The sequence below is a fragment of the Enterobacter sp. QK-SA4 genome (genome assembly GCF_056856775.1).
In genome coordinates this window covers 1,254,977-1,281,451 of sequence record NZ_JBXFXH010000007.1, presented here as the reverse complement: position 1 = coordinate 1,281,451, position 26,475 = coordinate 1,254,977, and the positions used below count along the sequence as shown (strand labels likewise).

21 protein-coding genes are annotated in these 26,475 nt (G+C 60.2%); 5 read left to right on the top strand and 16 right to left on the bottom strand.

Annotated features, from left to right (window positions below; all coding sequences use genetic code 11):
* Positions 1-21: 21 nt before the first annotated feature.
* The gene (locus tag AC1VYI_RS07740) at positions 22-1,236 is read left to right on the top strand and encodes an MFS transporter (RefSeq protein ID WP_134867284.1); all 1,215 of its coding nucleotides are present in this window, start codon (positions 22-24) and stop codon (positions 1,234-1,236) included.
* Here AC1VYI_RS07740 and iolB read toward each other — a convergent pair.
* The 10 genes from iolB to AC1VYI_RS07690 form a co-directional block, all read right to left on the bottom strand.
* Complete coding sequence (iolB, locus tag AC1VYI_RS07735) at positions 1,202-2,026, bottom strand: 5-deoxy-glucuronate isomerase (protein WP_045355324.1); 825 nt, start codon at positions 2,024-2,026, stop codon at positions 1,202-1,204. The two genes, AC1VYI_RS07740 and iolB, sit on opposite strands and share 35 nt — an antisense overlap.
* A 9-nt stretch (positions 2,027-2,035) precedes the next feature.
* Positions 2,036-2,926: a myo-inosose-2 dehydratase gene (gene iolE / locus AC1VYI_RS07730; RefSeq protein ID WP_047647087.1), complete on the bottom strand. Its 891-nt coding sequence runs from the start codon at positions 2,924-2,926 to the stop codon at positions 2,036-2,038.
* Positions 2,927-2,937: 11 nt separating this feature from the next.
* The gene (locus AC1VYI_RS07725; protein ID WP_059446282.1) at positions 2,938-4,842 is read right to left on the bottom strand and encodes a bifunctional 5-dehydro-2-deoxygluconokinase/5-dehydro-2-deoxyphosphogluconate aldolase; all 1,905 of its coding nucleotides are present in this window, start codon (positions 4,840-4,842) and stop codon (positions 2,938-2,940) included.
* Between the two features lie 12 nt (positions 4,843-4,854).
* Positions 4,855-5,988 (bottom strand): Gfo/Idh/MocA family protein, encoded by a 1,134-nt coding sequence (locus AC1VYI_RS07720; protein WP_134867283.1) that lies wholly within the window; start codon positions 5,986-5,988, stop codon positions 4,855-4,857.
* An 8-nt stretch (positions 5,989-5,996) separates the two neighbouring features.
* Positions 5,997-7,025 (bottom strand): ABC transporter permease, encoded by a 1,029-nt coding sequence (locus tag AC1VYI_RS07715; protein ID WP_008502116.1) that lies wholly within the window; start codon positions 7,023-7,025, stop codon positions 5,997-5,999.
* Between the two features lie 11 nt (positions 7,026-7,036).
* The gene (locus tag AC1VYI_RS07710; protein WP_226484170.1) at positions 7,037-8,584 is read right to left on the bottom strand and encodes a sugar ABC transporter ATP-binding protein; all 1,548 of its coding nucleotides are present in this window, start codon (positions 8,582-8,584) and stop codon (positions 7,037-7,039) included.
* Between the two features lie 54 nt (positions 8,585-8,638).
* Complete coding sequence (locus tag AC1VYI_RS07705) at positions 8,639-9,568, bottom strand: sugar ABC transporter substrate-binding protein (protein WP_023308788.1); 930 nt, start codon at positions 9,566-9,568, stop codon at positions 8,639-8,641.
* A gap of 31 nt (positions 9,569-9,599) precedes the next feature.
* Complete coding sequence (gene iolG / locus AC1VYI_RS07700) at positions 9,600-10,586, bottom strand: inositol 2-dehydrogenase (RefSeq protein WP_134867282.1); 987 nt, start codon at positions 10,584-10,586, stop codon at positions 9,600-9,602.
* A gap of 303 nt (positions 10,587-10,889) precedes the next feature.
* Positions 10,890-12,815, bottom strand: coding sequence for a 3D-(3,5/4)-trihydroxycyclohexane-1,2-dione acylhydrolase (decyclizing) (gene iolD / locus AC1VYI_RS07695; RefSeq protein WP_134867281.1), 1,926 nt, complete (start codon positions 12,813-12,815; stop codon positions 10,890-10,892).
* An 11-nt stretch (positions 12,816-12,826) separates the two neighbouring features.
* Positions 12,827-14,332, bottom strand: a complete 1,506-nt coding sequence (locus AC1VYI_RS07690) for a CoA-acylating methylmalonate-semialdehyde dehydrogenase (protein WP_134867280.1) — start codon at positions 14,330-14,332, stop codon at positions 12,827-12,829.
* 291 nt (positions 14,333-14,623) lie between these two features.
* On the opposite strand from AC1VYI_RS07690, the gene AC1VYI_RS07685 reads away from it, so the two are divergent.
* On the top strand, positions 14,624-15,454 hold the full coding sequence (locus AC1VYI_RS07685) for a MurR/RpiR family transcriptional regulator (protein WP_008502123.1): 831 nt from the start codon (positions 14,624-14,626) through the stop codon (positions 15,452-15,454).
* A gap of 56 nt (positions 15,455-15,510) precedes the next feature.
* On the opposite strand, the gene guaA is transcribed toward AC1VYI_RS07685, so the two are convergent.
* The gene (guaA, locus tag AC1VYI_RS07680) at positions 15,511-17,088 is read right to left on the bottom strand and encodes a glutamine-hydrolyzing GMP synthase (RefSeq protein ID WP_006811514.1); all 1,578 of its coding nucleotides are present in this window, start codon (positions 17,086-17,088) and stop codon (positions 15,511-15,513) included.
* Positions 17,089-17,155: 67 nt separating this feature from the next.
* Entirely contained in the window at positions 17,156-18,622 is a 1,467-nt protein-coding gene (guaB, locus tag AC1VYI_RS07675; protein WP_023333022.1) for an IMP dehydrogenase, read from the bottom strand.
* Between the two features lie 158 nt (positions 18,623-18,780).
* Between guaB and xseA the strand changes: the two genes are divergently transcribed.
* Genes xseA through AC1VYI_RS07660 form a run of 3 tightly spaced genes read left to right on the top strand, consistent with a single transcriptional unit; the run spans position 18,781 to position 21,584 of the window.
* Positions 18,781-20,154 (top strand): exodeoxyribonuclease VII large subunit, encoded by a 1,374-nt coding sequence (xseA, locus tag AC1VYI_RS07670; RefSeq protein WP_134867279.1) that lies wholly within the window; start codon positions 18,781-18,783, stop codon positions 20,152-20,154.
* A 59-nt stretch (positions 20,155-20,213) separates the two neighbouring features.
* Positions 20,214-21,233: a M4 family metallopeptidase gene (locus AC1VYI_RS07665; protein ID WP_226484181.1), complete on the top strand. Its 1,020-nt coding sequence runs from the start codon at positions 20,214-20,216 to the stop codon at positions 21,231-21,233.
* Complete coding sequence (locus AC1VYI_RS07660) at positions 21,234-21,584, top strand: protealysin inhibitor emfourin (RefSeq protein ID WP_023308795.1); 351 nt, start codon at positions 21,234-21,236, stop codon at positions 21,582-21,584.
* On the opposite strand, the gene AC1VYI_RS07655 is transcribed toward AC1VYI_RS07660, so the two are convergent.
* From AC1VYI_RS07655 to bamB, 4 genes are all read right to left on the bottom strand, one after another.
* A complete protein-coding gene (locus AC1VYI_RS07655; RefSeq protein ID WP_023308796.1) occupies positions 21,581-21,802 on the bottom strand; it encodes a zinc ribbon domain-containing protein in 222 nt (73 codons plus the stop codon). The genes AC1VYI_RS07660 and AC1VYI_RS07655 overlap by 4 nt on opposite strands.
* Before the next feature lie 58 nt (positions 21,803-21,860).
* Positions 21,861-23,402, bottom strand: coding sequence for a peptide MFS transporter (locus tag AC1VYI_RS07650; protein WP_023308797.1), 1,542 nt, complete (start codon positions 23,400-23,402; stop codon positions 21,861-21,863).
* 300 nt (positions 23,403-23,702) lie between these two features.
* A complete protein-coding gene (gene der / locus AC1VYI_RS07645) occupies positions 23,703-25,175 on the bottom strand; it encodes a ribosome biogenesis GTPase Der (protein ID WP_023308811.1) in 1,473 nt (490 codons plus the stop codon).
* Between the two features lie 111 nt (positions 25,176-25,286).
* Positions 25,287-26,465, bottom strand: a complete 1,179-nt coding sequence (gene bamB / locus AC1VYI_RS07640) for an outer membrane protein assembly factor BamB (protein ID WP_008502135.1) — start codon at positions 26,463-26,465, stop codon at positions 25,287-25,289.
* Between the last annotated feature and the right edge of the window lie 10 nt (positions 26,466-26,475).

Genomic DNA, 26,475 nt, shown 5'->3' with positions numbered 1-26,475 from the left:
TCACAGGCGAGGATTTTGAATATGTCACTGACGTCAGCCCTTCCTTCAGCCGACATGCCGCGCAGCATGGTCTGGCTGTTCGCCACCGCCAGCGGCCTAAGCGTGGCAAACGTCTATTACGCCCAGCCTTTGCTTGACGCGCTGGCGAACGATTTCGGCATCAGCCATGCGGCCGTGGGTGGCGTGGTGACCGCGACACAAATTGGCTGCGCGCTGGCTCTTTTGCTTGTCGTTCCTCTGGGTGACAAAGTGGATCGTCGACGACTCATGGCAGTACAGCTGATTGCTCTGGTGGTGGCGCTGGTTTCCGTCAGCATGGCACAGTCCTCTTCAGCGCTGCTTATCGGTATGCTTGCGACCGGTATGCTGGGCACGGCCATGACGCAGGGGCTGATCGCCTACGCCGCCAGCGCCGCGTCGGCCCATGAACAGGGGCGCGTTGTCGGCGCGGCACAGGGCGGCGTGTTCACAGGTTTGCTGCTCGCTCGCGTCTTTGCCGGTGGCATCAGCGATATCGCGGGCTGGCGCGGGGTTTATCTTTGTGCTGCCGCGCTGATGCTCATGATTGCGTTACCTCTGTGGTGGCGACTCCCCGCCCTGCCAACCGTCACTGCCACGATGAGCTATCCGCGCCTGATTGGCTCAATGCTCACGCTGCTGCGGCAGGAAAAAGTGCTGCAGATACGCGGCGTGCTGGCGCTGCTGATGTTTGCATCGTTCAACATTTTCTGGAGCGCACTGGTGCTGCCGCTGAGCGCACCGCCGTTTAACTTTTCGCATACAGCGATTGGGGCGTTTGGGCTGGCTGGCGCGGTGGGCGCGCTGGCGGCTGGCCGGGCAGGACGCTGGGCCGATCGGGGATATGCCCAACGCACCAGCGCGGCGGCGCTGAGTATCTTACTGTTAGCCTGGTGGCCCTTGTCGCTGATGGACCGTTCACTCGGGATCTTGCTTATCGGCATCATACTGCTCGATTTGGGCGGTCAGGCGCTGCACGTCACTAATCAGAGCATGATTTTCCGCACCCGTCCCGAGGCGCACAGCCGGCTGGTCGGGCTTTACATGCTGTTTTATGCCGTCGGCAGCGGGCTCGGCGCGCTCGGCACAACGATGACGTATGCCTGTGTCGGCTGGCCGGGCGTCTGCCTGCTTGGCGCCTCGGTCAGCCTGCTGGCGCTGGTGTTCTGGTGGCTAACCCGCGCTAGCCACCGCTGTCCGCGGGATAATCCCGATTAATCCACGCGTGGTCCTCTTCCCAGGTGAACATCCATTTGCGCACCGGGCCGGCCATCACGTTGAGATAGTAGCTGTCATACCCGGCCATCGTCGCGACCGGGTGGTAGCCCTTCGGCACCATCACCACGTCACGGTTATAGACCGCCATACACTCATCCAGCGTTCTGTCATCGGTGTAGACGCGCTGCATGCAGAACCCCTGCTCCGGGTTAAGGCGATGATAGTAGGTCTCCTCCAGGTAGGTCTCCTGAGGCGGGTTATCCGTGTCATGCTTGTGGCTCGGGTACGAGCTGGTGCAGCCCTCGTTGGTCCACACCTCCACCACCAGCAGGCTATCGGCGGGCCTGTCTTCCGGCAAAATGTTGTGCACGTAGCGCTGGTTGTGGCCCTTGCCGCGCGCCTCAGCGTCGATATCCTGCGGGGCAATCAGCCGCGTCGGATAGGTGCCCTTGCCCGGCGCGGCGCAGACCGCCAGCTCCAGCGTCGTCAGCGCCTTCACCTGCACCGTCTCCTGCGGGGTGACGTACACCGCCCAGGGCTTGATGCGCTCGAACGGGCTCATCCGCTCGCCGATATCGTTAAACTGCGCGGAAGGCGTGCTGATGGAGGCCCGCCCGGCAACCAGCACCAGGCAGCGCTCTTCGCTGACGGCGGGCAGCGTCAGCGTCTGCCCCTCCTGCAGCTCATACGCCTCAAAGCCGACGTAGCCCCACCCCGCGCTTTCCGGCGTAACGGACTGGGTGCGCCCCTCCGCGTTCGGCTGCTGCCAGCGTGATAACAGACGTGACATGTTCCCTCCTTAAATCAGTCCGGCGTCGCGGGCCAGACGGCTCAGGTTGTTATACCCCAGACGGGCGTAGGTCAGCGGATGGGCAATCGCCGGATCCTGCTCGGCCTCGACCACCAGCCAGCCGTGATAATCCTGCGCCTTCAGCAGCCGCATAATCGGCGGGTAATCGACGCAGCCGTCGCCCGGCACGGTAAACACGCCGCTCAGCACCGCATCGAGGAAGCTGGTTTTGCGGTTTTTCACGTCCGCCAGCACGTCGGCGCGCACGTCTTTACAGTGAACGTGGTTGATGCGCGACGCCCAGCGCTGCGCCACCGCCAGCGGATCGGCCCCGGCAAAGGTGAGATGGCCGGTATCCAGCAGCAGTCCGACCGCCTCCCCGGTGTGGATCATCAGGTTGTCCACGTCCTCGGCGGACTCAATCACCGTGCCCATATGGTGATGGTAGGCAATCTGCACGCCCTGCTGCTGCGTATAGCGGGCAAATTCGGTGAGCTTCTCGCCGTACTCCTTCCAGCGTTCCTGCGGGAAGCGCGGGCGCAGATGCACCGGGGTCTGCTGCTCGCCGTGAATGCAGCCGCTCACTTCCGCAAACACCAGCACCTTCGCCCCCAGCTCGCGCAGCAGCGTCAGGTGGGACTGCACGGCGGCGATCTCCTCCTCCACGCTGCGCTCCAGCAGGCGACCGGAGTACCAGCCGGAGACCAGCTGCAGGTCGTGACGCTGCAGGATGGGGCCAAGCAGCCGCGCTTCACGCGGGAATTTATTGCCCAGCTCGAAGCCGGCAAAACCGGCCTCTTTACCTTCACTCAGACAGGTCTCCAGCGAGGTTTCCGCGCCGAGAGAAGGCAGATCGTCGTTCGTCCAGGTCAGCGGGTTAATGCCTAATTGCACACTCATTTTCGTCTCCATTATGCGTGTCCGCGCTCGCGCCACCAGGCGATAAGCTGCAGGTAGTTGTCCCGGATGCGCGTCACCAGCTGCGCATCGTCAATATCGTGCTTCAGCCACGCGCGGGAGGCATCGCCAAACAGCGTGCGCCCCACTGCGAAGCCTTTAACTACCGTCTGCCCCGCTGCGGCTTTGAAGTCCGCGCGCAGCTGTTCCGCCGGGGCGTCCAGGCCGAGGATCACCACCCCGCGGCAGTGCGGATCGCGGCGTTCGATAATCTCGCTCAGCGCCGTCCAGCCGTCGGCCGAGAGCGGCGGCAGCTTCCACCAGTCGGGATAAATGCCGAGGTTGTAGAAGCGGGAGATGGCGCGCAGGTAGAGCTCGTCGCTGCGCGGCATGGTCGCGGGCAGGATCACCTCCAGCAGCAGCTCGTGCCCGGACCGGCAGCAGGCGTGGTACACCTCGGCGATTTTCTGCTCCTGCTCCAGGCGCAGGCCGTGGGCATCTTCCGGGTGGAAGAAGACCAGGCACTTCACCACGTGCTCCTGCGGCCAGCTGATAAGCTGGGTGCCGATGTTGCCGTGCTCCATCTCCAGCGGCCGGGAACCCGGCAGCTCGATGGGACGCCCAATCCACCACCCTTCCCCGGTGATCGCGTTCAGCGCGTCCTGACCAAAGGTGCCGTCGCACAGCAGGCCGGCTTTGCCCTCCAGCCCGGCGCGGCTCGCCGCCTCGCGGCTGGCCTGCAGGATCAGCTGCTTCAGCGCGGGAATGCGCTTAAGCGACGCGCCGCACTGCATCGCCATATCCTCAAGCTGGCTGCGGTGATCGAAGGCCATCACGCACAGCTCCGGCCATTCGCGGCGGCGGGTGGTCACCCGGTGGAGATGGTTAAGACGCGGGTCAAGATCCGGGCGCGGAACATCTGCAGCGCGTGAAAGATAGTCATCCAGCTCGATTTTGCTCGGCATCGCCGGGGCGCAGCCGTGACGCGAGACCACCAGCGCGCCGCAGGCGTTGGCGTAGCGGCACGCCTGCTCCCAGCCCTCGTCGTTCAGGTAGCCGCGCAGCAGGCCGGACATAAACGCATCCCCCGCCCCAAGAACGTTCAGCACCTCCACGCGCACGCCGGTCACCGTCAGGCCGTCGTCCAGCCGGGACGGAATAGCGTCGGTATAGACCGAGCAGCCGAGTGCGCCGCGTTTGCAGACCAGCGCAGCGTCACTGACGGCGCGCACCTGCTCCAGCGCCTGTAGGGTATCCGTGCTGCCGCCCGCAATGTGAAACTCCTCTTCGGTGCCGACAATGACGTCGAAGAGGTGCAGCACCTCCTGCAGCTCGCGGGTGACCTTATCGGCGGCGATAAAGCGCGTTTCCCCGTCGCCTAAGGCGGTGAGCCCCCACAGCACCGGACGGTAGTCGATGTCCAGCACCGTGCGCACGCCGTGACGGCGGGCATAGCCCAGCGCCGTCAGCACCGCCTCGCGGGTCTGCGGATGAGAAAGGTGAGTCCCGGTGATGGCAAGACAACGTGCGGAGGCAATGTAGCTTTCATCCACATCGCTGGCGGTAATCGCCATGTCCGCGCAGTTATCGCGATAAAAAATCAGTGGAAAGGTGTCCCGGTCTTTAATGCCGAGCAGCACCAGCGCCGTGAGGCGTTGTTTATCGGTAATCAGATGACTGGTATCGCAGCCCACCTGGTTGAGCTCTTCCCGCAGGAAGCGGCCCATATGTTCATCGCCGACGCGCGCCAGCATCGACGAACGTAAACCCTGGCGCGCGGTGCCGTACGCAACGTTACCCGACGACCCGCCGAGATATTTGGCGAAGCTCGACGCGTCCTCCAGACGGGCACCAATCTGCTGACTGTAGAGGTCTACCGCCACGCGGCCCATGCATATCACATCAAACTGCTTTTCCACGTTGATACCTCCTCAGACAATGTCGTTCACGTTCAGCCAGCGGCCTTCCTGGTGAGAGAGCGCGATCGCGTCCAGCACGCGCGACACCTTCCAGCCCTCTTCGAAGTCCGGCCACATCGGCGCGTCGGCGGCAATCCCGTCCACCAGGTCGCGCACCTCCACCGTTTTTTGGTCGTTAAAGCCAATCCCGTGGCCTGCGCCCATGCAGAACGCGGCGTAGTCCGGGTGCGCCGGGCCGACGAGCAGCGTGCGGAACCCCTGACGGTTCACCGGATCGTCATGCAGATAGAGCTTCAGCTCGGCCATGCGCTCCTGGGTGAAGCTGATGGCGCCTTTCGTCCCGGTGATGACGTACGACAGCCCCATCTTGCGGCCGCAGGCAACGCGGGAGGTTTCAATAACCCCTTGCGCGCCGCCCGCAAAGCGCACCATCGCGTGGGCCTGATCCTCGTTTTCGACGGCAATCATATCCGACGATCCGGCCTTCGCCGGACGCGCCGGGACCACGATCTTCAGGTCGCCGCAGACCTGCTCAATCTCCCCGACCAGGTACTGCGCCATGTTGACGATGTGCGCCGCGAGGTCGCCCAGCGCCCCCAGCCCGGCGGTCTCTTTAAAGCAGTGCCAGTGAATGGGCGAGAGCGGGTCGGCCATATAGTCTTCGTTGTGGGTGCCGTAGAAGTGGATCACCTCGCCAATCTCGCCGCGCGCGATAATCTCCTTCGCCAGCTGCGCGGTCGGGTTCTTCATGTAGTTGAACCCCACCAGCGTTTTCACCCCGGCCCGCTTCGCGGCGTCGACCATCTCGCGCGCGTCGTGGGCGTTAAGCGCCAGCGGCTTCTCCGAGTAGACGTGCTTGCCGTGGCGGATCGCCTCCAGCGCCATCTCCTTATGCAGGTGGTTGGGTGAACAAATATCCACCACGTCAATAGCAGGGTCGGCCACCAGCGCCCGCCAGTCGCCGGTGGAGCGATTGAAGCCAAACGCCTGCGCGCGCGCTGCCGCCAGCTCCGGCGTGACTTCCGCCACCATCTCGCGCACCAGCCTGCCGCGCAGGTTGAACACCGTCGGGGCCTGGGCGTAGGCGATAGCGTGCGCCTTGCCGATATACCCGGTACCAATTAATCCAATACGAACCTCTTTCATCGTGATCCTCACAGTGCGCCGCGACGGCTCTTGGCGTAGGTATCAAACGCCACCGCCAGAACGATAATTAATCCGGTGATAATCTGCTGGTAGTAGGCCGAGACGTTCATCAGCACCAGGCCGTTAATCAGAATCCCCATGATGATGGAGCCGATAATGGTTCCGCCGATGCGCCCGTAGCCGCCCATCAGCGAGGTGCCGCCAATCACCACCGAGGCGATGACACGCAGCTCAAAGGAGATCCCGGCCACCGCCTCAGCGCTCCCCAGACGCGCGCTCAGAATGAAGCCCGCCAGCCCCGCCAGGCAGCCAATCAGCACGTAGACGCTGACCAGCACGCGCTTGACGTTCACCCCCGCCAGGCGCGCCGCCTCCGGGTTACCGCCGATGGCGTAGACGAAGCGGCCCCAGCGGGTTTTATGCAGCGCCAGATAGCCGCCGAGGGCGACGATGGCGAAGATCCAAATCGGAATGGAGATGCCGAGCAGCTCCCCGCGCCCCCACCAGCGGTAGCCCTGATCGAAACCGGCAATCGGCGCGCCGTCGTTGATCACCAGCGTCAGGCCGCGCCAGATGGTCATCCCGCCGAGGGTGACGATGAACGGCGGCAGACGCAGGCGGGTCACGCCCAGACCGTGCAGGAAGCCAATCGCCGTGCCCATCGCCAGGCAAATCCCCAGCCCAATCAGCCAGCTCATGCCGCCCCAGGCGTTCGGGTCGACGGTGGTGAAGTTGTCGCCCTTAATCACGTACGCCGCGGTCATGGCGCAGACCGCCAGAATGGAGCCCACGGAGAGGTCAATCCCGGCAGTCAGGATGACAAAGGTCATCCCCACGGCCATGATCCCGTAGATGGAGACTTCGGTCAGGATGTTGAAAATATTGCGTTCAGAGAAAAAATTACTGTTCTGCGACTGGAAGAAGATCAGCAGCAGGATCATGAAAATCAGGACCCCGAAGCGCTCGAAGAAGGCGATGGGATCGATGCGTCCGGCGCGTTTTACCGGGGCCTGCGTTTTAGAAATCATCTGCGTCACGGGAAACTCCGTTATGCCGCGTTCAGGGCGTTGTGGTTGATGGCCATCATCGTCATCAGCCGTTCTTCGTTAGCGTCGTCACCGTGGATCTCGCCGGTCACCAGGCCTTCGCTGAGGGTGATGATCCGATCGGACACCGCCATCACTTCAGGCAGATCGGAGGAGATCACGATCACCGCCACGCCCTTTTTCGCCATGTCAAACAGCACCTGGTGCACTTCCGATTTGGTCCCCACGTCGATGCCGCGCGTCGGCTCATCAACGATCAGCACCCGCGGGTTGAGCGCCATGCAGCGCGCGAGGATCACCTTTTGCTGGTTGCCGCCGGAGAGCTTGCGCACCTCCTGCGCGCTGTTGACCATTTTGATCTGCAGCGCCTTGCGGTAGGACTCAATCAGATCGTCTTCTTTGCGGGTGTTTACGAACCAGCGCCACTGCAGCAGCGAGGAGAGGCAGGAGAGCGACAGGTTGTCGCGAATCGACAGCCCCAGCACCGCCCCCTCTTTTTTGCGGTCTTCCGGCACCAGCGCCACGCCCTGATCGAGAGCATACAGCGGGTCGCGCGGCTGGTACGGCACGCCGTCCAGCTCAAAGCTGCCCGAGGTAAACGCATCAGCGCCAAACAGGCAGCGGGCCACTTCGGTACGTCCCGCGCCCACCAGCCCGGCAATGCCCAGAACTTCCCCGGCGTGGACGTGGAAGCTGATGTCGTGCAGGGCGATGCCGTGCGGATCCAGCGGCGGCTTTTCGCGGCTCAGCCCCTTTACCGCCAGGCGGACGGGTTTGTCCTCGTGATGGGTTTCGCTGGCGGGGCGGCGGTTAAAGGCCACGTCGCGTCCGACCATCAGGCGGATCAGCTGTTCAACGTTGGTCTCCGCCACCGCGCCGGTGCCGGTGAAACGGCCGTCCTGGAAAACGGTGAAGCGATCGCAGAGCTGGAAAACTTCGTGCAGGCGGTGGGTAACATAAATAATGCTCACGCCGCGGTTTTTAAGCTCCCGCACCACGCGGTGCAGGCTTTCCACCTCGCTGTCGCTCAGCGCGGCGGAAGGTTCGTCCATAATGATTAACCGGGCGTTGAGGGTCAGCGCCCGGGCGATCTCCACCATCTGCTGCTGGGCGACGCTCAGGCGGGCGACAGGCGTGGTCGGCGCAACGTTCAGCTGGAGGTAATCGAGAATGACCTGCGCCTCCTGGTTTACCGCCCTTTCGTCGACGATCAGGTTACGTTTACGCGGCTCGCGCCCGAGAAACATGTTTTCCGCGACGGTCATATTGGGCAGCAGGTTGAACTCCTGATAGATGGTGATAATGCCCTTGTTCTGGCGTTCCACCGGGGAGTCGTCCACCGGCAGCGTTTCGCCGTTGAACCAGATATCCCCGCGCGTTTGCGGCTGCGCGCCCGCTAGCGCCTTCAGCAGCGTGGATTTTCCCGCCCCGTTTTCCCCCAGCAGGGCGTGAATTTCGCCGCTGCCGACGGTTAGCTGAGCGCTGCTCAGCGCCCAGACGCCGGAAAAGCTTTTTGCCAGGTCGGTCACTTTCAGTAAGGGTTGCGACATCGGTCTGCTCCTCCTTTAGAGTGAGCCGCCGCGCCAGCGGCGGCTGCGGATAAATCAGTTACCGGCCTCACCGATACGCTCAGCCTGCTGCAGGTTCTCTTTGGTGATCAGCGTCGGCGGGTAGTCGGCCCCGGTAATGGCTTTCTTCTCGCGCACGTTGGCCACCAGCTGGCTCATCGCCGTCTGCACCGCAAAGCCCGGACGCTGATCCGCCGTTACCGCCAGCCAGCCGTCGCGCACGCGGGCCAGCGCTTCCGGCACCGCATCAAACCCGGTCACGAGGATTTCGCCCGGCTTCACGCCCTGGCTCTGCAGGGCTTCAATCGCGCCCAGCGCCATATCGTCGTTGGCGGAGAGGATCACCTGCGGACGTTTCGGCAGCGAAGGCAGAACGCTTTCAACAATGCGCATCCCTTCAGAACGCATCCAGTTGCCGGTCTGATCGGCGACGATCTTGTATTTATCCCCGCCCGCCTTCAGGCTGTCGCGGATCCCTTTGGTGCGCTCAATATTGGAAGAGGAGCCCGGCTGGCCGGTGAGGAGAATGATGTCCGCGCCGTTAGGGAATTTGGTTTTGACGAAGTCGCCAATCGCCTGGCCGCCCTTGTAGTTGTTGGCGCCGAAGTGCGGCACTTTTTTCTGGCTGTCGACGGATCGGTCAAGGGTGACCACCGGCAGCTTCGCATCCTGAATTTCATCCACCGCGCTGGAGACCGCGTTGACGTCGTTCGGGGAGACGATAAAGCCCTGCGCCCCACGGGTGATGGCGTTTTCCAGGTCAGCTACCTGCTTCGGCGAGCTGCCCTGCCCGTCCAGCACCTGAAGCTTCACGCCCATCTCTTTTGCGGCTTTCACCGCCGTGCGCTGCATGTGAACTTCAAACGGCATGGCCAGGTTTGGCGTACTGAAAACAATTTGCTCGTTTTCGGCGAGGGCGGCCCCGGACGTCATGGCGATGAGGGCGGCTACGATCAGTTTTTTCATTATTATGTCTCTCTGTGTAGGGTTGTTGTGTTTAGAGGACGATCTCGCGCTGGCTGCGCAGTGACTCCAGCGCTTTATCCGCAAGGTACAGCGCACGTTCACCATCATCGCCGCTGCAGTCAGGCACCGCTTCGCCGCGCAGAACCGCGACAAAGTGTTCCCATTCCGCGGCGTAAGCGGATTTGTAGCGCTGCAGGAAGAAATGTTCCGGCAGCGCGCTGGTGCAGCCCTGTTTGCCGTAATGCTGTACCTGGTTTTCAAGAATATTGCCCGCGCACAGCAGCCCTTCGGAGCCGTGCAGCTCCAGGCGCTGGTCGTAGCCGTAAGATGAACGGCGGCTGTTGACGATGGTCGCCATCGCGCCGGAGGCATATTTCAGAACGATAAACGCGGTGTCGATATCCCCCGCCTCGCCAATCGCCGGATCCACCAGGTTGCTGCCCTGGGCATACACCGACACCGGCTCTTCGCCCATGATGAAGCGCGCCATGTCAAAGTCGTGAATGGTCATATCGCGGAACATGCCGCCGGAGACGCGGACGTACTCCGCAGGCGGCGGGGACGGGTCGCGGGAAACGATCAGCAGCGATTCCGGCTTGCCGATGCGCCCGGCCTGCGCATCGGTTTTCAGGCGGCGGAACTGCGGGTCAAAGCGGCGGTTAAAGCCGATAAACAGCGGCACATCGTACTCTTTGACCACCTTCAGGCAGTCGCGCACGCGGGCGAGGTCGAGATGTACCGGCTTTTCACAGAAGATGGCCTTGCCGTGGCGGGCGGCCATTTCAATCAGGTCCGCGTGGGTATCGGTCGCGGAGGCGATCAGCACGGCGTGAACGTTAGGGTCGGTCATCGCCTCATCCAGGCTCTGCTGGCGGGCCTGATACTGCGCGGCGAGGCGGGTGGCAAATTCCTGATTCGGGTCAACTACGGACCAGAGCGTGGTCGCGCCGTGGCTGGCGATGTTAGCTGCATGTACCTGGCCAATTCGGCCAGCGCCCAGTAAAGCAATGTTAAACATAACGGCTCCCGGTGTTGGTGAATGCTGTGAACTAACGACTCTATAAATAAAACATTTATTTCATTTTTATAAATAGTGAAAATTATGTTTTTGAGTGCGGGTTAACACTTTTGAGATGAATGAGATAAATTTTGTTATCAATCTCACAACATGGGAGGACATACATCTCCCCCTCACCCCGGCCCTCTCCCTCAGGGAGAGGGAGGAAAAACCGCACCGATCCGTCCCCTCTCCCAGTGGGAGAGGGTTAGGGTGAGGGGGAAGAAGAAAAATGAAATGAAAATTTCGTTAAGGCGGGAAAACTCAATACTGACGGGCTTTTTTCACCTGGGCCTGCGTTTGCTCGGCGGCTTCACGCACGGCAGACGACGCCGCCACCTGCGCATCACCGGTTCGCCACCACGAGGCGTAATCGTGGGTCATGGTCTTCGGCAATACCTTGATGTCCAGCAGCGTCGGGCCCGGATGCGCCCGCGACGCCTCAAGCGCCGCCAGCAGGCTTTGCTCATCGTTCACCCGCCACGCGCGGCAGCCGTAGCTCTCCGCGTTTTGCGCAAAGTCGACCTTCACCAGCGGCCCGTCAAGCCGCCCGGTTTCCGGGTTGCGATGGCGGTTTTCCGTGCCAAAGCTGCCCATGCCGTGCCCCATCTGCAGGTTGTTAATGCAGCCGAAGCTGGCGTTATCAAACAGCAGAACGATGATCTTAATGCCCTCCTGAACGGCGGTTTGCAGCTCGGAGTGCAGCATCATGTAGGAGCCATCCCCCACCATGGCGTACACCGGCAGTTCGGGTCTGGCGAGCTTCGCGCCGATGGCCGCCGCAATCTCGTAGCCCATGCAGGAGTAGCCGTACTCCAGGTGATAGCTGTCCGGCGTTTTGACCTGCCAGAGGCGCTGTAAATCCCCCGGCAGCGAACCGGCCGCGCCCACCACGATGGCGCTATCTTCAATATGCTGGTTGATCAGCCCCAGCACCCGCGTCTGGGTCAGGCGGGTGTTGAGCGTCTCGCCGTATTCCGCCAGCTGCCCGTCCATGTGCCCTGCCACTTCGGGCGCGTCTTCAGGGCGCCACTGGCGATCCCACAGGCGACGGCACTCCTCGCGCCAGACGGACTTCACCTCGGCTATCGCCTCTCCCCAGCCGCTGCGGTACTCCCCGAGCGCGTGGGTCAAGGCCTGCAGTCCGGTTTGGGCATCGGCAATCAGCGCGGTCGCGTCCAGCTTCAGGGCGTCAAACTCGGCCACGTTCAGCAGCAGAAACTCAACGTCCGGGTGGGAAAAGAGCGCCTTGGAGCCGGTGGTAAAATCGGTCAGGCGCGTGCCGACGCCAATCACTAAATCCGCCTGCGGCGCGAGCTGGTTGGCGGCCATTCCGCCCGTCACTCCTACGCCGCCCAGGTTAAGTGGGTGGTCACTTACCAGCGCTCCCTTTCCGGCCTGGGTTTCGGCAAACGGCAGCCGCAGCGTCTCGACAAATTCGCGAAACGCCTCATGCGCCCCGGAATAGCGCACGCCGCCGCCGCACACCACCAGCGGACGACGCTTGCGGGCGATCAGCGCCCGCGCCTGCGCCAGACGCTGCGGATCGGGCGGACGGCGTTCGATGTGATGCACGCGCCGCGCGAAGAAGCTCAGCGGGTAGTCCCAGGCCTCCCCCTGCACGTCCTGCGGCAGGCAGATGGTCACCGCGCCGGTATTGGCGGGGTCAGTAAGCGTTCGCATCGCGCTTAGCATGGCGCTCATCAGCTGCTCGGGGCGGTTAATCCGGTCCCAGTAGCGGGAGACCGGACGGAAGCAGTCGTTGGTACTGATGCTGAGATCGTGATACTGCTCGATCTGCTGCAGCACCGGGTCAGGCTGGCGACTGGCGTAGATATCGCCCGGCAGCAGCAGCAGCGGGATGCGGTTCGCCGTGGCGGTGGCCGCCGCCGTGACCATATTGGCGGCGCCCGGCCCGACGGAGGAGGTAACGGCAAAAATGCGCTGACGGCGGTGCTGTTTGGCGAATCCCGTCGCCATATGGGCAATGCCCTGCTCGTTGCAGCCCTGCATGATGTGCAGATGACCGGGGTCCTGCTCCAGCGCCTGGCCGATACCCAGCACGTTGCCGTGACCAAAGATGGTGGCGACGCCCTCTACGAAGGGCGTTTCGTTGCCGTCCACGCTGACGTACTGTTGATTAAGGAACCGGACCAGCGCCTGGGCCATGGTCATACGTTCGGTTTGCATAAAACCTCCTGTCAGCCCAGCGTTGGCATAGAGAACGCAGCGCCTGTCTCCTGCTGCATTTCCGGCCAGCGCGCGGTGATGGTTTTCATTCGGGTGTAGAAGCGCACGCCGTCGCTGCCGTGAACGTTGAGCGCGCCAAAGATGGAACGCTTCCAGCCGCCGAAGCTGTGGAATGCCATCGGCACCGGGATCGGCACGTTGACGCCCACCATGCCCGCCTGCACCTCTTCGCAGAAGCGGCGCGCGCAGCCGCCGTCGCGGGTGAAGATCGCTGAACCATTACCATATTCATGGCGGTTAATCAGATCCACCGCGCTGGCGTAATCTGCTACGCGCACCACAGAAAGCACCGGGCCAAAAATCTCTTCTTTATAGATGGTCATCTCCGGGGTGACGTTATCGAACAGCGTCGGCCCGACGAAGTAGCCCTGCTCTTGGCCCTTCACGCTGAAGCCGCGACCGTCCACGCGAAGCTTCGCCCCCTGCGCTTCCCCGCTGTCGATGTAGCCCAGCACCTTGCTGCGGTGCGCGGAGGAGATGAGCGGCCCCATTTCGTTTTCCGGCGACTGGTCCAGGCCCGGCCCGACGCGCAGCGCGGCAATCTGTTTTTCGAGCCGGGCGCAGAGGTCATCGGCGGTTTTATCTCCCACCGCCAGCACTACCGAGAGCGCCATGCAGCGCTCGCCCGCCGCGCCGTAGGCCGCGCCCATGATGGCGTTGGTCGCCATCTCCATGTCGGCATCCGGCATTAAAATGCAGTGGTTTTTCGCACCGCCCAGCGCCTGGCAGCGCTTACCGTGGGCAGATGCGGTCTGGTAAATGTATTCCGCAATCGGCGTGGAGCCGACAAAGCTCACCGCCTGCACGCGCGGGTCGGTCAGGAGCACGTCAACGGACTCCTTATCTCCCTGCACCACGTTGAACACGCCGTCCGGCAGGCCGGCCTCTTTCAGCAGCTGCGCCAGCGCGAGCGCCAGAGAAGGATCTTTTTCCGACGGTTTCAGCACGAAGGTGTTGCCGGTCGCCAGCGCAATCGGGAACATCCACATCGGCACCATCGCCGGGAAGTTAAACGGCGTGATCCCGGCGCAGACGCCGAGCGGCTGCATCAGCGAGTGGCTGTCGACGCCCGTGCCGACGTTCGCAGAGTGTTCACCCTTTTGCAGATGCGGGATGCCGCAGGCAAATTCTACTACTTCCAGGCCGCGGGTCAGTTCGCCCACCGCGTCGGAGAAGACCTTGCCGTGCTCTTCGCTGATGATGCGGGCCAGGCGCTCCATGTTCTCCTCCAGCAGCGCCTTGAAGCGAAACATCACGCGCGCGCGCTTCAGCGGAGCATGGCGCGCCCACGCCGGAAACGCCTGCTGCGCGGCGGCAATCGCCTGCTCCGTTTCCTGCGCCGTACTCATCACCACCTGGCGGATCTGCTCGCCGGTGGCCGGGTTGAAGATCGCCTGAACGCGCTGGCCTGAACCGGTGACACATTCGCCGTGAATAAAATTCGCTACCGTCTCCATCCTTAACCTCTCGCTGTTGATACGTGACTGTTACCTGAACACTGTGTACTGAACACTATATATGAAACAAATATTCCATTTTAAGTTGAAATAAAATAAATGCTGATTATTGTGATCAAGGATGGATTTTTATGTTAACAGCCAACAACACTGGTGCAGCGTGCGCTATTAAGGATTTCGGGCGAGGAAATGACTGAAGTTTCTGTTTCATTTTTGCTGCCAGATGGATGGCCGACATTTAAAAGACGCGGTTTTGCGTTTAGAATCATAAGACTGTATTTGGGGGATAAGATGACGACAGCAACCAGCCTGAACGAACTGCAGCAGCAAATCCGCGATCGCTACGATAGCCTGAGCAAGAGGCTGCAGCAGGTCTCCCGCTACGTGCTGGATAACACCAACAGCGTGGCCTTTGATACGGTTGCCGTCATTGCCGAGCGCGCCGACGTGCCGCCCTCGACGCTGATCCGCTTTGCCAACGCCTTTGACTTCACCGGCTTCAACGAAATGAAACAGCTGTTTCGTATGAACCTGGTGGAGGAGACCGCCAGCTACAGCGACCGCGCCCGGCTGTTCCGCGAGATGGAGAGCGAGGCCGTGCCGGAAACGCCGCTCGATATTCTGCAGGAGTTCGCCCGCTCGAACGCGCAGGCGCTGCAGCAGCTGGCCGCCCGCGCCGAACCGGAAATGCTGGAGCGCGCGGTGCAGCTATTGGCCGACGCCGACACCATCTACATCGCCGGACTGCGCCGCTCCTTTAGCGTCGCGGCCTACCTCACCTACGCTCTAAGCCATCTCGAGTGCCGCCCTATCCTGCTCGACGGCATGGGCGGCATGCTGCGCGAGCAGATCAGCCGCATTAAGGCGCGCGACATCGTGGTGTCGATCAGCTTCTCGCCGTACGCGGAAGAGACGGTGATGGTCAGCGAAACCGCCGCCAGCGTCGGCGCACGGCAGATCGTGATTACGGACAGCCAGATTAGCCCGCTGGCGACGTTCAGCGATCTCTGCTTTGTGGTGAAGGAGGCTCAGGTGGATGCGTTTCGCTCGCAGTCGGCGACGCTGTGCCTGGTGCAGTCGCTGGTGGTGGCGCTGGCGTATCGGTTGGGTGAGGGGAAGTAAGGCAATAAAAAACCCCCTGCACAAGCAGAGGGTTTTGGTGTTAATTCAGCGGGGAATTATTCCCATTCAATCGTAGCCGGTGGCTTACCGCTGATGTCATACACCACGCGGGAAATACCGTTCACTTCGTTGATGATGCGGTTAGACACGCGGCCCAGGAAGTCATACGGCAGGTGCGCCCAGTGCGCGGTCATGAAGTCGATGGTTTCCACCGCACGCAGGGAAACCACCCAGTCGTACTTGCGGCCATCGCCCATCACACCAACGGAGCGAACCGGCAGGAACACTGTGAACGCCTGGCTTACCTTGTTGTACAGGTCAGCTTTGTGCAGCTCTTCGATGAAGATCGCGTCCGCGCGACGAAGCAGGTCGCAGTACTCTTTCTTCACTTCGCCCAGCACGCGCACGCCCAGACCCGGACCCGGGAACGGGTGACGGTAGAGCATATCGTACGGCAGACCCAGTTCCAGACCGATCTTACGCACTTCGTCTTTGAACAGCTCGCGCAGCGGTTCAACCAGGCCCATCTTCATCTCTTTCGGCAGGCCGCCCACGTTGTGGTGAGATTTGATGACGTGTGCTTTACCGGTTGCAGAGGCCGCGGATTCGATCACGTCAGGGTAGATGGTGCCCTGCGCCAGCCACTTCACGTCTTCCAGCTTCAGCGCCTCTTCGTCGAACACTTCCACGAACACGCGGCCGATGATTTTACGTTTGGCTTCCGGATCGTTCTCGCCTTTCAGCGCGTCCAGGAAGCGCTGCTCGCCTTCCACGTGAACGATGTTCAGACCGAAGTGGTCGCCAAACATGTCCATAACCTGCTGGGCTTCGTTCAGACGCAGCAGACCGTTGTCCACGAACACGCAGGTCAGGTTTTTGCCGATGGCGCGGTGCAGCAGCATCGCGGTCACGGAGGAGTCCACGCCGCCTGAGAGGCCGAGAATTACCTTGTCATCGCCAACCTGCTGGCGGATACGCTCAACGGCGTCGTCGATGATTTTTGCCGGGGTCCACAGGGCTTCACACTGGCAGATGTCACGCACGAAGCGCTCCAGCATGCGCATACCCTGACGGGTGTGGGTCACTTCCGGGTGGAACTGCACGCCGTAGAAGCGTTTTTCTTCGTTCGCCATGATGGCGAACGGACAGCTTTCGGTGCTGGCAACGGTCACGAAGTCAGACGGGATGGCGGTAACTTTGTCGCCGTGGCTCATCCACACGTCCAGCAGCGGTTTGCCGTCTGCGGTCAGGGAGTCTTCGATACCGCGCACCAGCGCGCTGTCGGTGACGACTTCTACCTGTGCGTAGCCAAACTCACGCTCGTTGGAGCCTTCTACGTGGCCGCCCAGCTGCATTGCCATGGTCTGCATACCGTAGCAAACGCCGAATACAGGCACGCCAGCTTCGAACACGTACTGCGGCGCGCGCGGGCTGTTCTCTTCGGTGGTGCTTTCCGGGCCGCCGGACAGGATGATGCCGCTTGGATTGAATTCGCGAATCTGTGCTTCCGTGACATCCCACGCCCACAGCTCACAGTAAACGCCCAGTTCACGTACGCGACGCGCCACCAGCTGAGTGTACTGAGAACCGAAGTCCAGGATGAGAATGCGATGTTTATGAATGTTTTCCGTCATTGACGCTAATTCCGAGGCAAGTGAAACAAAAACAGAGCGCCCGGCTGAAGCCGGGCGCGGAAACTTATCAGGAGCCCAGACGGTAGTTCGGGGACTCTTTGGTGATCGTCACGTCGTGAACGTGGCTCTCCTGGATACCCGCACCGCTGATGCGTACGAATTCCGCTTTAGTACGCAGCAGGTCAATGGTACCACAGCCGGTCAGACCCATACAGGAGCGCAGGCCGCCCATCTGCTGGTGAATGATCTCTTTCAGACGGCCTTTATAGGCAACGCGACCTTCGATACCTTCCGGTACCAGTTTGTCAGCGGCGTTATCGGTCTGGAAGTAACGGTCAGAGGAGCCTTTGGACATCGCGCCCAGGGAGCCCATACCGCGGTAAGATTTGTAAGAACGGCCCTGGTAGAGTTCGATTTCACCCGGGGATTCTTCGGTACCGGCCAGCATTGAGCCTACCATTACGGCAGCTGCGCCCGCGGCGATCGCTTTGGCGATGTCGCCAGAGAAGCGGATACCGCCGTCAGCGATAACCGGAATACCGGTGCCTTCCAGCGCTTCAACAGCGTCAGACACCGCGGTGATCTGCGGAACGCCCACGCCGGTGACGATACGGGTAGTACAGATGGAGCCAGGGCCGATACCCACTTTCACCGCGCTGCAGCCAGCGTCAGCCAGCGCGCGAGCGCCTGCGCCGGTGGCCACGTTACCGCCAATGATCTGCAGATCAGGGTATTTGGCGCGGGTATCGCGAATACGTTGCAGAACGCCTTCGGAGTGGCCGTGAGAGGAGTCAATCAGCAGGACGTCAACGCCCGCAGCAACCAGCGCGTCAACGCGCTCTTCGTTACCGGCGCCAGCGCCAACCGCAGCGCCGACGCGCAGACGGCCATGCTCGTCTTTACAGGCGTTAGGCTTACGTTCTGCTTTCTGGAAATCTTTAACGGTGATCATGCCGCGCAGGTGGAAGCTGCTGTCAACAACCAGCGCTTTTTCAACGCGTTTTTCGTGCATTTTGGCCAGCACCACGTCGCGGGTTTCACCTTCGCGAACGGTGACCAGACGCTCTTTTGGCGTCATGTAGACGCTAACAGGCTGGTTCAGGTCAGTCACGAAACGCACGTCACGACCGGTGATGATGCCAACCAGTTCGTTCTCTTCGGTCACAACCGGGTAACCGGCGAAACCGTTACGTTCGGTCAGGGCCTTCACTTCGTGCAGCGTGGTGGTTGGCAGAACGGTCTGTGGGTCAGACACGATGCCGGATTCATGTTTCTTCACGCGGCGAACTTCTTCGGCCTGACGTTCGATAGACATGTTTTTGTGAATAAAGCCAATGCCACCTTCCTGTGCCAGGGCGATAGCCAGGCGCGCTTCAGTCACGGTGTCCATTGCCGCAGAGAGCATAGGAATGTTCAGGCGAATGGTTTTAGTCAACTGCGTGCTGAGATCGGCAGTATTCGGCAGAACAGTGGAGTGAGCGGGAACGAGGAGGACGTCGTCAAACGTCAGTGCTTCTTTAGCGATACGTAGCATGGGCAATATCTCTGACCTGGGTGGTTAAATATTGCCGTGGCATTATACAGAGCGTAACCGATTGCATCTACACTTTTTTATAAAAAAGCTTGCGATTGCCTCTCAGCAGGTTACTATCGACTGAATAACTTGCTGATTTAGAATTTGATCCCGCTCACATGTTATCCTCTCAATCCCCCTCAATTTATACCGTCAGCCGCCTGAATCAGACGGTGCGTTTGCTGCTTGAGCAGGAAATGGGGCAGGTCTGGATCAGCGGTGAGATCTCTAACTTCACGCAGCCGTCCTCCGGTCACTGGTACTTTACCCTAAAAGACGACACCGCCCAGGTGCGCTGCGCGATGTTCCGCAACAGCAACCGTCGCGTGACGTTTCGTCCTCAGCACGGCCAGCAGGTTCTGGTTCGCGCCAATATCACCCTGTATGAGCCTCGCGGCGATTATCAGATTATCGTCGAGAGCATGCAGCCCGCGGGCGAAGGCCTGCTGCAGCAGAAGTATGAACAGCTAAAAGCCCGGCTCTCTGCCGAGGGGCTGTTCGACCAGCAGTACAAAAAGACGCTGCCCTCCCCCGCCCACTGCGTTGGGGTTATCACCTCGAAAACCGGTGCGGCACTGCACGATATTTTGCACGTGCTGAAGCGTCGCGATCCTTCCCTGCCCGTCATAATCTACCCGACCGCCGTTCAGGGTGACGATGCGCCGGGCCAGATAGTTCGCGCCATTGAGCTGGCGAACGTGCGTCAGGAGTGTGACGTCTTAATCGTCGGACGCGGCGGCGGCTCGCTGGAAGATCTGTGGAGCTTTAACGACGAGCGCGTGGCGCGGGCAATCTTTGCAAGTATTATCCCCGTGGTGAGCGCCGTCGGCCACGAAACGGACGTAACAATTGCGGATTTCGTCGCGGATCTGCGTGCGCCTACCCCGTCCGCGGCGGCGGAAGTGGTCAGCCGCAACCAGCTGGAGCTGCTGCGTCAGATTCAGAACGTACAGCAGCGTCTTGAGATGGCGATGGACTACTTTCTTGCCAACCGTAACCGCCGCTTCACCCAGCTTCATCATCGTCTTCAGCAGCAGCATCCGCAGCTGCGTCTGGCGCGCCAGCAGACCGTGCTGGATCGTCTGCGTCAGCGCATGAACGTTGCGGTGGACGCGCAGCTTAAGCGCGCGGTATCGCGCCAGCAGCGCGTTACGCAGCGCCTGAACCAGCAGAACCCGCAGCCGAAAATTTATCGCGCACAAACGCGGATCCAGCAGCTGGAGTATCGTCTGGCGGAGACAATCCGGGCGCGGCTGAGCACCACCCGCGAACGTTTTGGCAATGCGGTGACCCATCTTGAAGCAGTCAGCCCCCTCTCCACGCTGGCGCGCGGCTATAGCGTGACGACGGCGACGGACGGCAAAGTGCTGAAGCAGACCAAACAGGTGAATACCGGCGATGTGCTGACGACGCGTCTTTCCGACGGCTGGGTAGAAAGCGAAGTGAAATCAATTAAACCGGTGAAAAAGACGCGTCAGCGTAAAACCGGATAATTCTTCGTCGGTTACTTACTATACTGCTGCTATTCCCTTTTTTTAATAAGGAGAGCAGCATGCCCCATCTTCATAGCGTTATTCCCCCTTATATTCTTCGTCGTATTATCGAAAGCGGTTCCGAGCCGCAGCAGCGCTGTGCCCGTCAGACCTTAACCCATGTCCAGACGCTGATGGCCCACATGCCGGGCAAACCCGCCGCGCCGCACGTGAATAAAGCCGGGCAGCTGGAGCGCGATATTTACGACGCGAAGCAAACCCAGGAGCTGCCGGGTACGCAGGTGCGTTACGAAGGCCAGCCGTCGAACGGCGATGTGGCGGTGGATGAAGCCTACGATTATTTGGGTATTACCCATGACTTCTTCTGGAAAGAATATCAGCGCGATTCGCTCGATAATAAAGGGCTTATTTTGACCGGCACCGTGCATTACGGCCGGGAATACCAGAACGCCTTCTGGAACGGGCAGCAGATGGTATTTGGCGACGGCGACGGGGAAATATTTAACCGCTTTACCATCGCCATCGACGTGGTGGCGCACGAGTTGAGCCACGGCGTAACCGAGACCGAAGCCGGGCTTATCTATTTTGAGCAGTCGGGCGCGCTGAACGAGTCTCTGTCGGACGTGTTTGGCTCGCTGGTCAAACAGTACCATCTGAAGCAAACCGCCGATAAAGCAGACTGGCTCATTGGCGAAGGGCTGTTGGCGAAAGGGATTAACGGCAAAGGGCTGCGCTCAATGTCTGAACCCGGCACCGCCTATGACGATCCCCTGCTTGGCAAAGACCCGCAGCCTGCGCACATGAAAGATTTCATTAAAACGCGCGAGGATAACGGCGGCGTGCACCTAAACTCCGGCATCCCCAACCGGGCATTTTATCTGGCCGCGACGGCGATCGGAGGCTACGCCTGGGAAAAAGCGGGTTATGCCTGGTACGACACGGTTTGCGATCGCAATCTGGCGCAGGATGCGGATTTTGAGGCCTTTGCAAAACTGACGATCGCGCACGGAGAGAAACGCTCCGGCGGCGACGTTGGAGCGGCCATTAAACAAGCCTGGGAACAGGTGGGAGTGTTGTAAATGCAGGTTCCGGAACTGACGGATGACGCCGTGGTTGAGCTGGCCCGGGAAGGCGGCGTCGCTTTTATCCCCAGGCTGAGCGGACAGCGCACCATCGCGCTCTCCTCGCTCAATGAAGCCCAGCGCCAGCGCCTGGTGAGCATCCTGGAGCAGGCTTTTCCGCGCGGTCAGCCGCCGGGGCAAGCCTCTTCACCCGGCAGCGGCGACCAGCGCTATTTCCGCATCCAGATTATCTGGACCGGGCAAAATCAGGCGCACTACGCCGATATCGTCGTGCTGGTGCCGGAGCAGGAAGCGCCAGAGTCGCTGGTTGAGCTGTGGAAGAAAGGCGAAGGCTGCGTCTGCGATTAACCTTCGGCCCGAACAAACTCCACGCGTTTTTTAGAGATAAGGCCGTGGCCGTTCTGGCAGAAATAGTCCACCGCGCCGCAGGCTTTTAATACCTGGAGCGGCTGATGGCACTCCGGGCAGCGGGCTTCAAGCGCAATATCTTTATTACAGCTGTCGCAGTGCGCTACGCCGTTCTGGGGCTCCAGCGGTGCCTGGCATTCCGGGCAGGTAATCGACATATTCTCTCCTGTTGGGTTTTACCGGGACAGGATAACTGCCCCGGTAGGCTGAACATTATCAGGCTTCAGCTGCCGGTTTAGTCTGCGCATTTTCCAGCATGCGGCGCACCGGAACAATAAGGACGATCAGTACCGCGGCACAGATCAGCAGCGCGATGGAGCAGCGAGCAAAGAGATCCGGCAGCATATCCAGCTGATCGGCCTTCACGTGGCCGCCAATCAGGCCCGCCGCCAGGTTACCGAGCGCGCTGGCGCAGAACCACAGACCCATCATCTGGCCGCGCATTCTTTCCGGCGCAAGCAGCGTCATGGTCGCCAGGCCAATCGGACTCAGGCACAGTTCGCCGAGCGTCAGCATCAGGATGCTGCCCACCAGCCAGAACGGCGACACGCCCGCTCCACCGCTGCTCAGCACGTTCTGTGCCGCCAGCATCATCAGGCCAAAGCCCGCCGCCGCGCACAGAATACCAATAACAAACTTGGTGATGCTGCTCGGACGAATGTTTTTGCTCGCGAGCTTCGGCCATGCCCAGCTAAACACCGGAGCCAGCAGAATGATGAACAGGGCGTTGATTGACTGGAACCACACCGCCGGGATTTCAAAATCACCAATCATGCGGTTAGTGTAGTCGTTGGCAAACAGGTTGAATGAAGTTGGCTTCTGCTCAAACGCGGACCAGAAGAACGCCGCGGAGATCAGCAGAATAAAGCAGACCAGCAGCCTGGCGCGCTCTTTACGATTCAGGCCCGCAAAAACAAACAGATAAATAAAGTAGAGGGCAACGGATGCCGCAATCACGTAGACCAGCACGCTGGCTACCGCGACCGGGTTAATCACAATCACGCCCTGCGCAATCAGCGTCACGATCGTTGCCACGCCTGCCGCCAGCGCCAGCAGCCAAACGCCCACGCCGTTACGCTTCACCACCGGGCTGTTCCAGGTGGAGTCGAGGCCGACTTCGCCGTCATAGCGTTTCATCGCCGGAACGGCAAACACGCGGAAGATAATCAGCGCCACCAGCATCCCGATGCCGCCAATACCAAAGCCCCAGTGCCAGCCGTGGGTTTTAATCAGCCAGCCGGAAATCAGCGGCGCGATGAACGAGCCCATGTTGATGCCCATATAGAACAGCGAGAAACCGCCGTCACGACGCGCGTCGCCTTTTTTATACAGGGTGCCGACCATCACCGAGATACAGGTTTTGAACAGCCCGGAGCCAAGCACGATGAACATGAGGCCGATAAAGAACAGGTTGTTCCCCATCACCGCAGAGAGCGCAATCGACAGGTGGCCGAGCGCAATCAGGATCGAACCGTACCAGACGGCTCTCTGCTGACCGAGCCAGTTATCCGCCAGCCAGCCGCCCGGCAGCGCGGCCAGGTACATAGTACCGGCAAAGATACCGACAATCGCCGAGGCGTTTTCACGCGCCAGGCCCATCCCGCCGTCATAGACGGTGGCGGCCATAAACAGGATCAGTAACGGACGAATGCCGTAAAACGAGAAACGCTCCCACATCTCGGTGAAGAACAGGGAACCGAGCGGATACGGATGGCCGAAGAACGTTCGGCTCTCTTTTTGATTAACAGTGGATTGCATAATTCTCCCGAAAGGTATGTCGTCGTGCTTGTAAACACCAGCAGGTACGCCGGCCAGTTACGTATCTGGCCGATTTTTTACATGCGGCGAAAAGTTAGTTAACCATTTGATAACCAGGCGCTAGTTTTGTCTAGTACCGGCCCCTGGACTTTAAGATGAAAATTCGACGATTGTCTACTTTCTTAGATTTAAACTTGGTTAAAAGTGAATAGTGATTGACTTCACACAGAGAAAACCGGCGGTATGATTGGGCAAAAAAAAACCCGCGATAAACGCGGGCTTTCGTGAAGCACGTAAAGCTTATTTGCTTTTCTTAATGTGCTTAATCAAGCGCTTACGCTTACGCATCTGGTTTGGCGTCAGGGTGTTGCGCTTGTTGGCAAACGGGTTTTCCCCTTCCTTGAACTGGATACGGATAGGCGTGCCCATCACGTCCAGCGATTTACGGAAGTAGTTCATCAGATAGCGCTTGTAGGAATCCGGCAGGTCTTTCACCTGGTTACCGTGAATTACTACGATTGGCGGGTTGTAACCACCGGCGTGAGCATATTTCAGCTTCACGCGACGGCCGCGCACCAGCGGCGGCTGATGGTCTTCCGCAGCCATGTTCATGATGCGGGTCAGCATGGCGGTGCTCTGACGACGGGTGGAGCTGTCGTACGCTTCACGCACGGATTCGAACAGGTTACCCACTCCGCTGCCGTGCAGCGCAGAGATGAAGTGCACGCGGGCAAAGTCGATAAAGCCCAGACGGAAGTCGAGAGTCTCTTTCACCTGCTCGCGCACTTCATTGCTCAGGCCATCCCACTTGTTGACTACGATAACCAGTGAGCGCCCACTATTGAGGATAAAGCCGAGCAGAGAGAGGTCCTGATCGGAGATACCTTCGCGTGCGTCGATGACCAGCAGCACTACGTTAGCATCTTCGATCGCCTGCAGGGTTTTGATAACGGAGAATTTTTCCACCACATCGGTGATTTTCCCGCGCTTACGCACCCCGGCGGTGTCGATGAGGACATACTCACGCTCATCGCGCTGCATAGGAATGTAGATACTGTCACGGGTGGTGCCCGGCATGTCGTAAACGACCACGCGCTCTTCACCCAGAATACGGTTAGTAAGCGTAGACTTACCTACGTTTGGACGACCCACGATGGCCAGCTTGATCGGCAGGTCCTGCGGGTTGAAGTCGTCTTCAGGCTCTTCTTCGCCCTCTTCTCCGTCTTCGAACTGCGCCCAGTATTCAGCGTCTTCGTCCACCTCTTCCGGCGGGTTCACTTCATCAACCCACGGTAGCAGAACGGTTTCCAGCAGGCTGGTGACGCCACGGCCATGCGATGCCGCAATCGGGTAGATTTCACCCAGGCCCAGAGACCAGAAATCCGCGACGGCCTGATCGGCATCGATGCCGTCAGTTTTGTTCGCCACCAGGAAGGTCGGCTTTTCGCGTGAACGCAGGTGTTTGGCAATAGCGGAGTCCGCCGGCATCAGGCCAGCGCGCGCATCCACCATAAACAGCACCACATCCGCTTCTTCAATCGCCAGCAGCGACTGTTCCGCCATGCGGGTTTCAACGCCGTCTTCTGTGCCGTCAATACCACCGGTATCGATACAGATGAACTCACGTCCTTCCACCTCTGCACGACCGTACTTACGGTCACGCGTCAGCCCCGGGAAATCCGCAACCAGCGCATCACGGGTGCGTGTTAAACGGTTAAAAAGAGTGGATTTTCCAACGTTAGGGCGCCCGACAAGCGCGACCACAGGTACCATGTTTGAAGCCTCATAAAATTCAAAATAACGTCGCTTTTGCGGCGTTTTTAAAAATGTCAAAACGGCTCCTGAGTGAACAGGAGCCGTTTAGTATACTACAACCGCCGGTAATTAACGCGTGATCGCGTACAGCGTGCCGTCTTTTGCCTGAATCAGCAGTTTGCCGTCGGCCACAACCGGATCGGTCAGGAAACCAGAGCTGTCGACTTTTTGCTGTGCAACAAAGCGGCCATTATCCGGATCGATCCAGTGCATATACCCTTCGCTGTCGCCAACCACCAGGCTACCGTTGTACAGTGCCGGAGCAGTCAGCAGACGGTGCAGCAGATCGCTTTGCGTCCACAGCGTCACGCCGCCTTCGGTGCTCAGAGCCAGCAGACGGTCGTTCTGATCGACCATATAGATGCGGTTGCCCTCAACGATGAAATCGTTCACAGAGCCCAGCTCACGTTTCCACATGATCTGGCCGCTGCGCAGATCCAGCGCGGTCAGGTTGCCGTTATAGGCCAGCGCGTAAACCACACCGTTAACGATGACTGGCGTTGTGTCTACGTCGCTCAGACGGTCAATTTCCGTTGAGCCAGTAGCCTGAGAGATACGCTGCTGCCAGATCATCTGACCCTGCTGCATCAGCACTGCGCTCACGCGACCGTTGTCACCGCCCACAATGGCAGCACCAAATGCGGTAGCCGGCGCGGATTCGCCGCGCAGAGAGAGCGCAGGCATATCCAGGTTAACGGTCCATTTCACCAGACCGTCAGCTTCATTCAGCGCCTGCAGCTGGCCGTTGCTGGTATGAATCAGCACCAGACCGTCGCTTACTACCGGACGAGACAGGGATTCACCCGCTACGGTTGTTTGCCAGGCAATGGAGCCGTCGCTGCTGTTCAGCGCATAAACCTGCGCTTTTTCGCTGCCCACGTAGACATGACCACCGGCAACGGTCAGACCACCAGACAGCAGTGCAGGTTTACGGGAGAACCAGCCGTCTTTTTCCGCCAGGTTAACGGACCATACTTCTTTCCCGTCATCGGCGTTCACCGCTTTCACGGTACCTTTGCGGTCAGCGGCATAGACAACGCTGTCGGCATACGCAGGATGAAGGTTGGAATAGAAATCACCAATCCCATTGCCCACGGAGACATCCCACGCGGTGGATGGGGTAAACTGGTTTTCAACCGTCGGCAGTGGGGACATTTTCACAACGTCTTCTTCGCCACTGAACAGTGAACAACCACTCAATAACGTAACAGAAAGCAGTCCTGGCAGAAGTAATTTACGCAATTGCATCGGGTCCCTC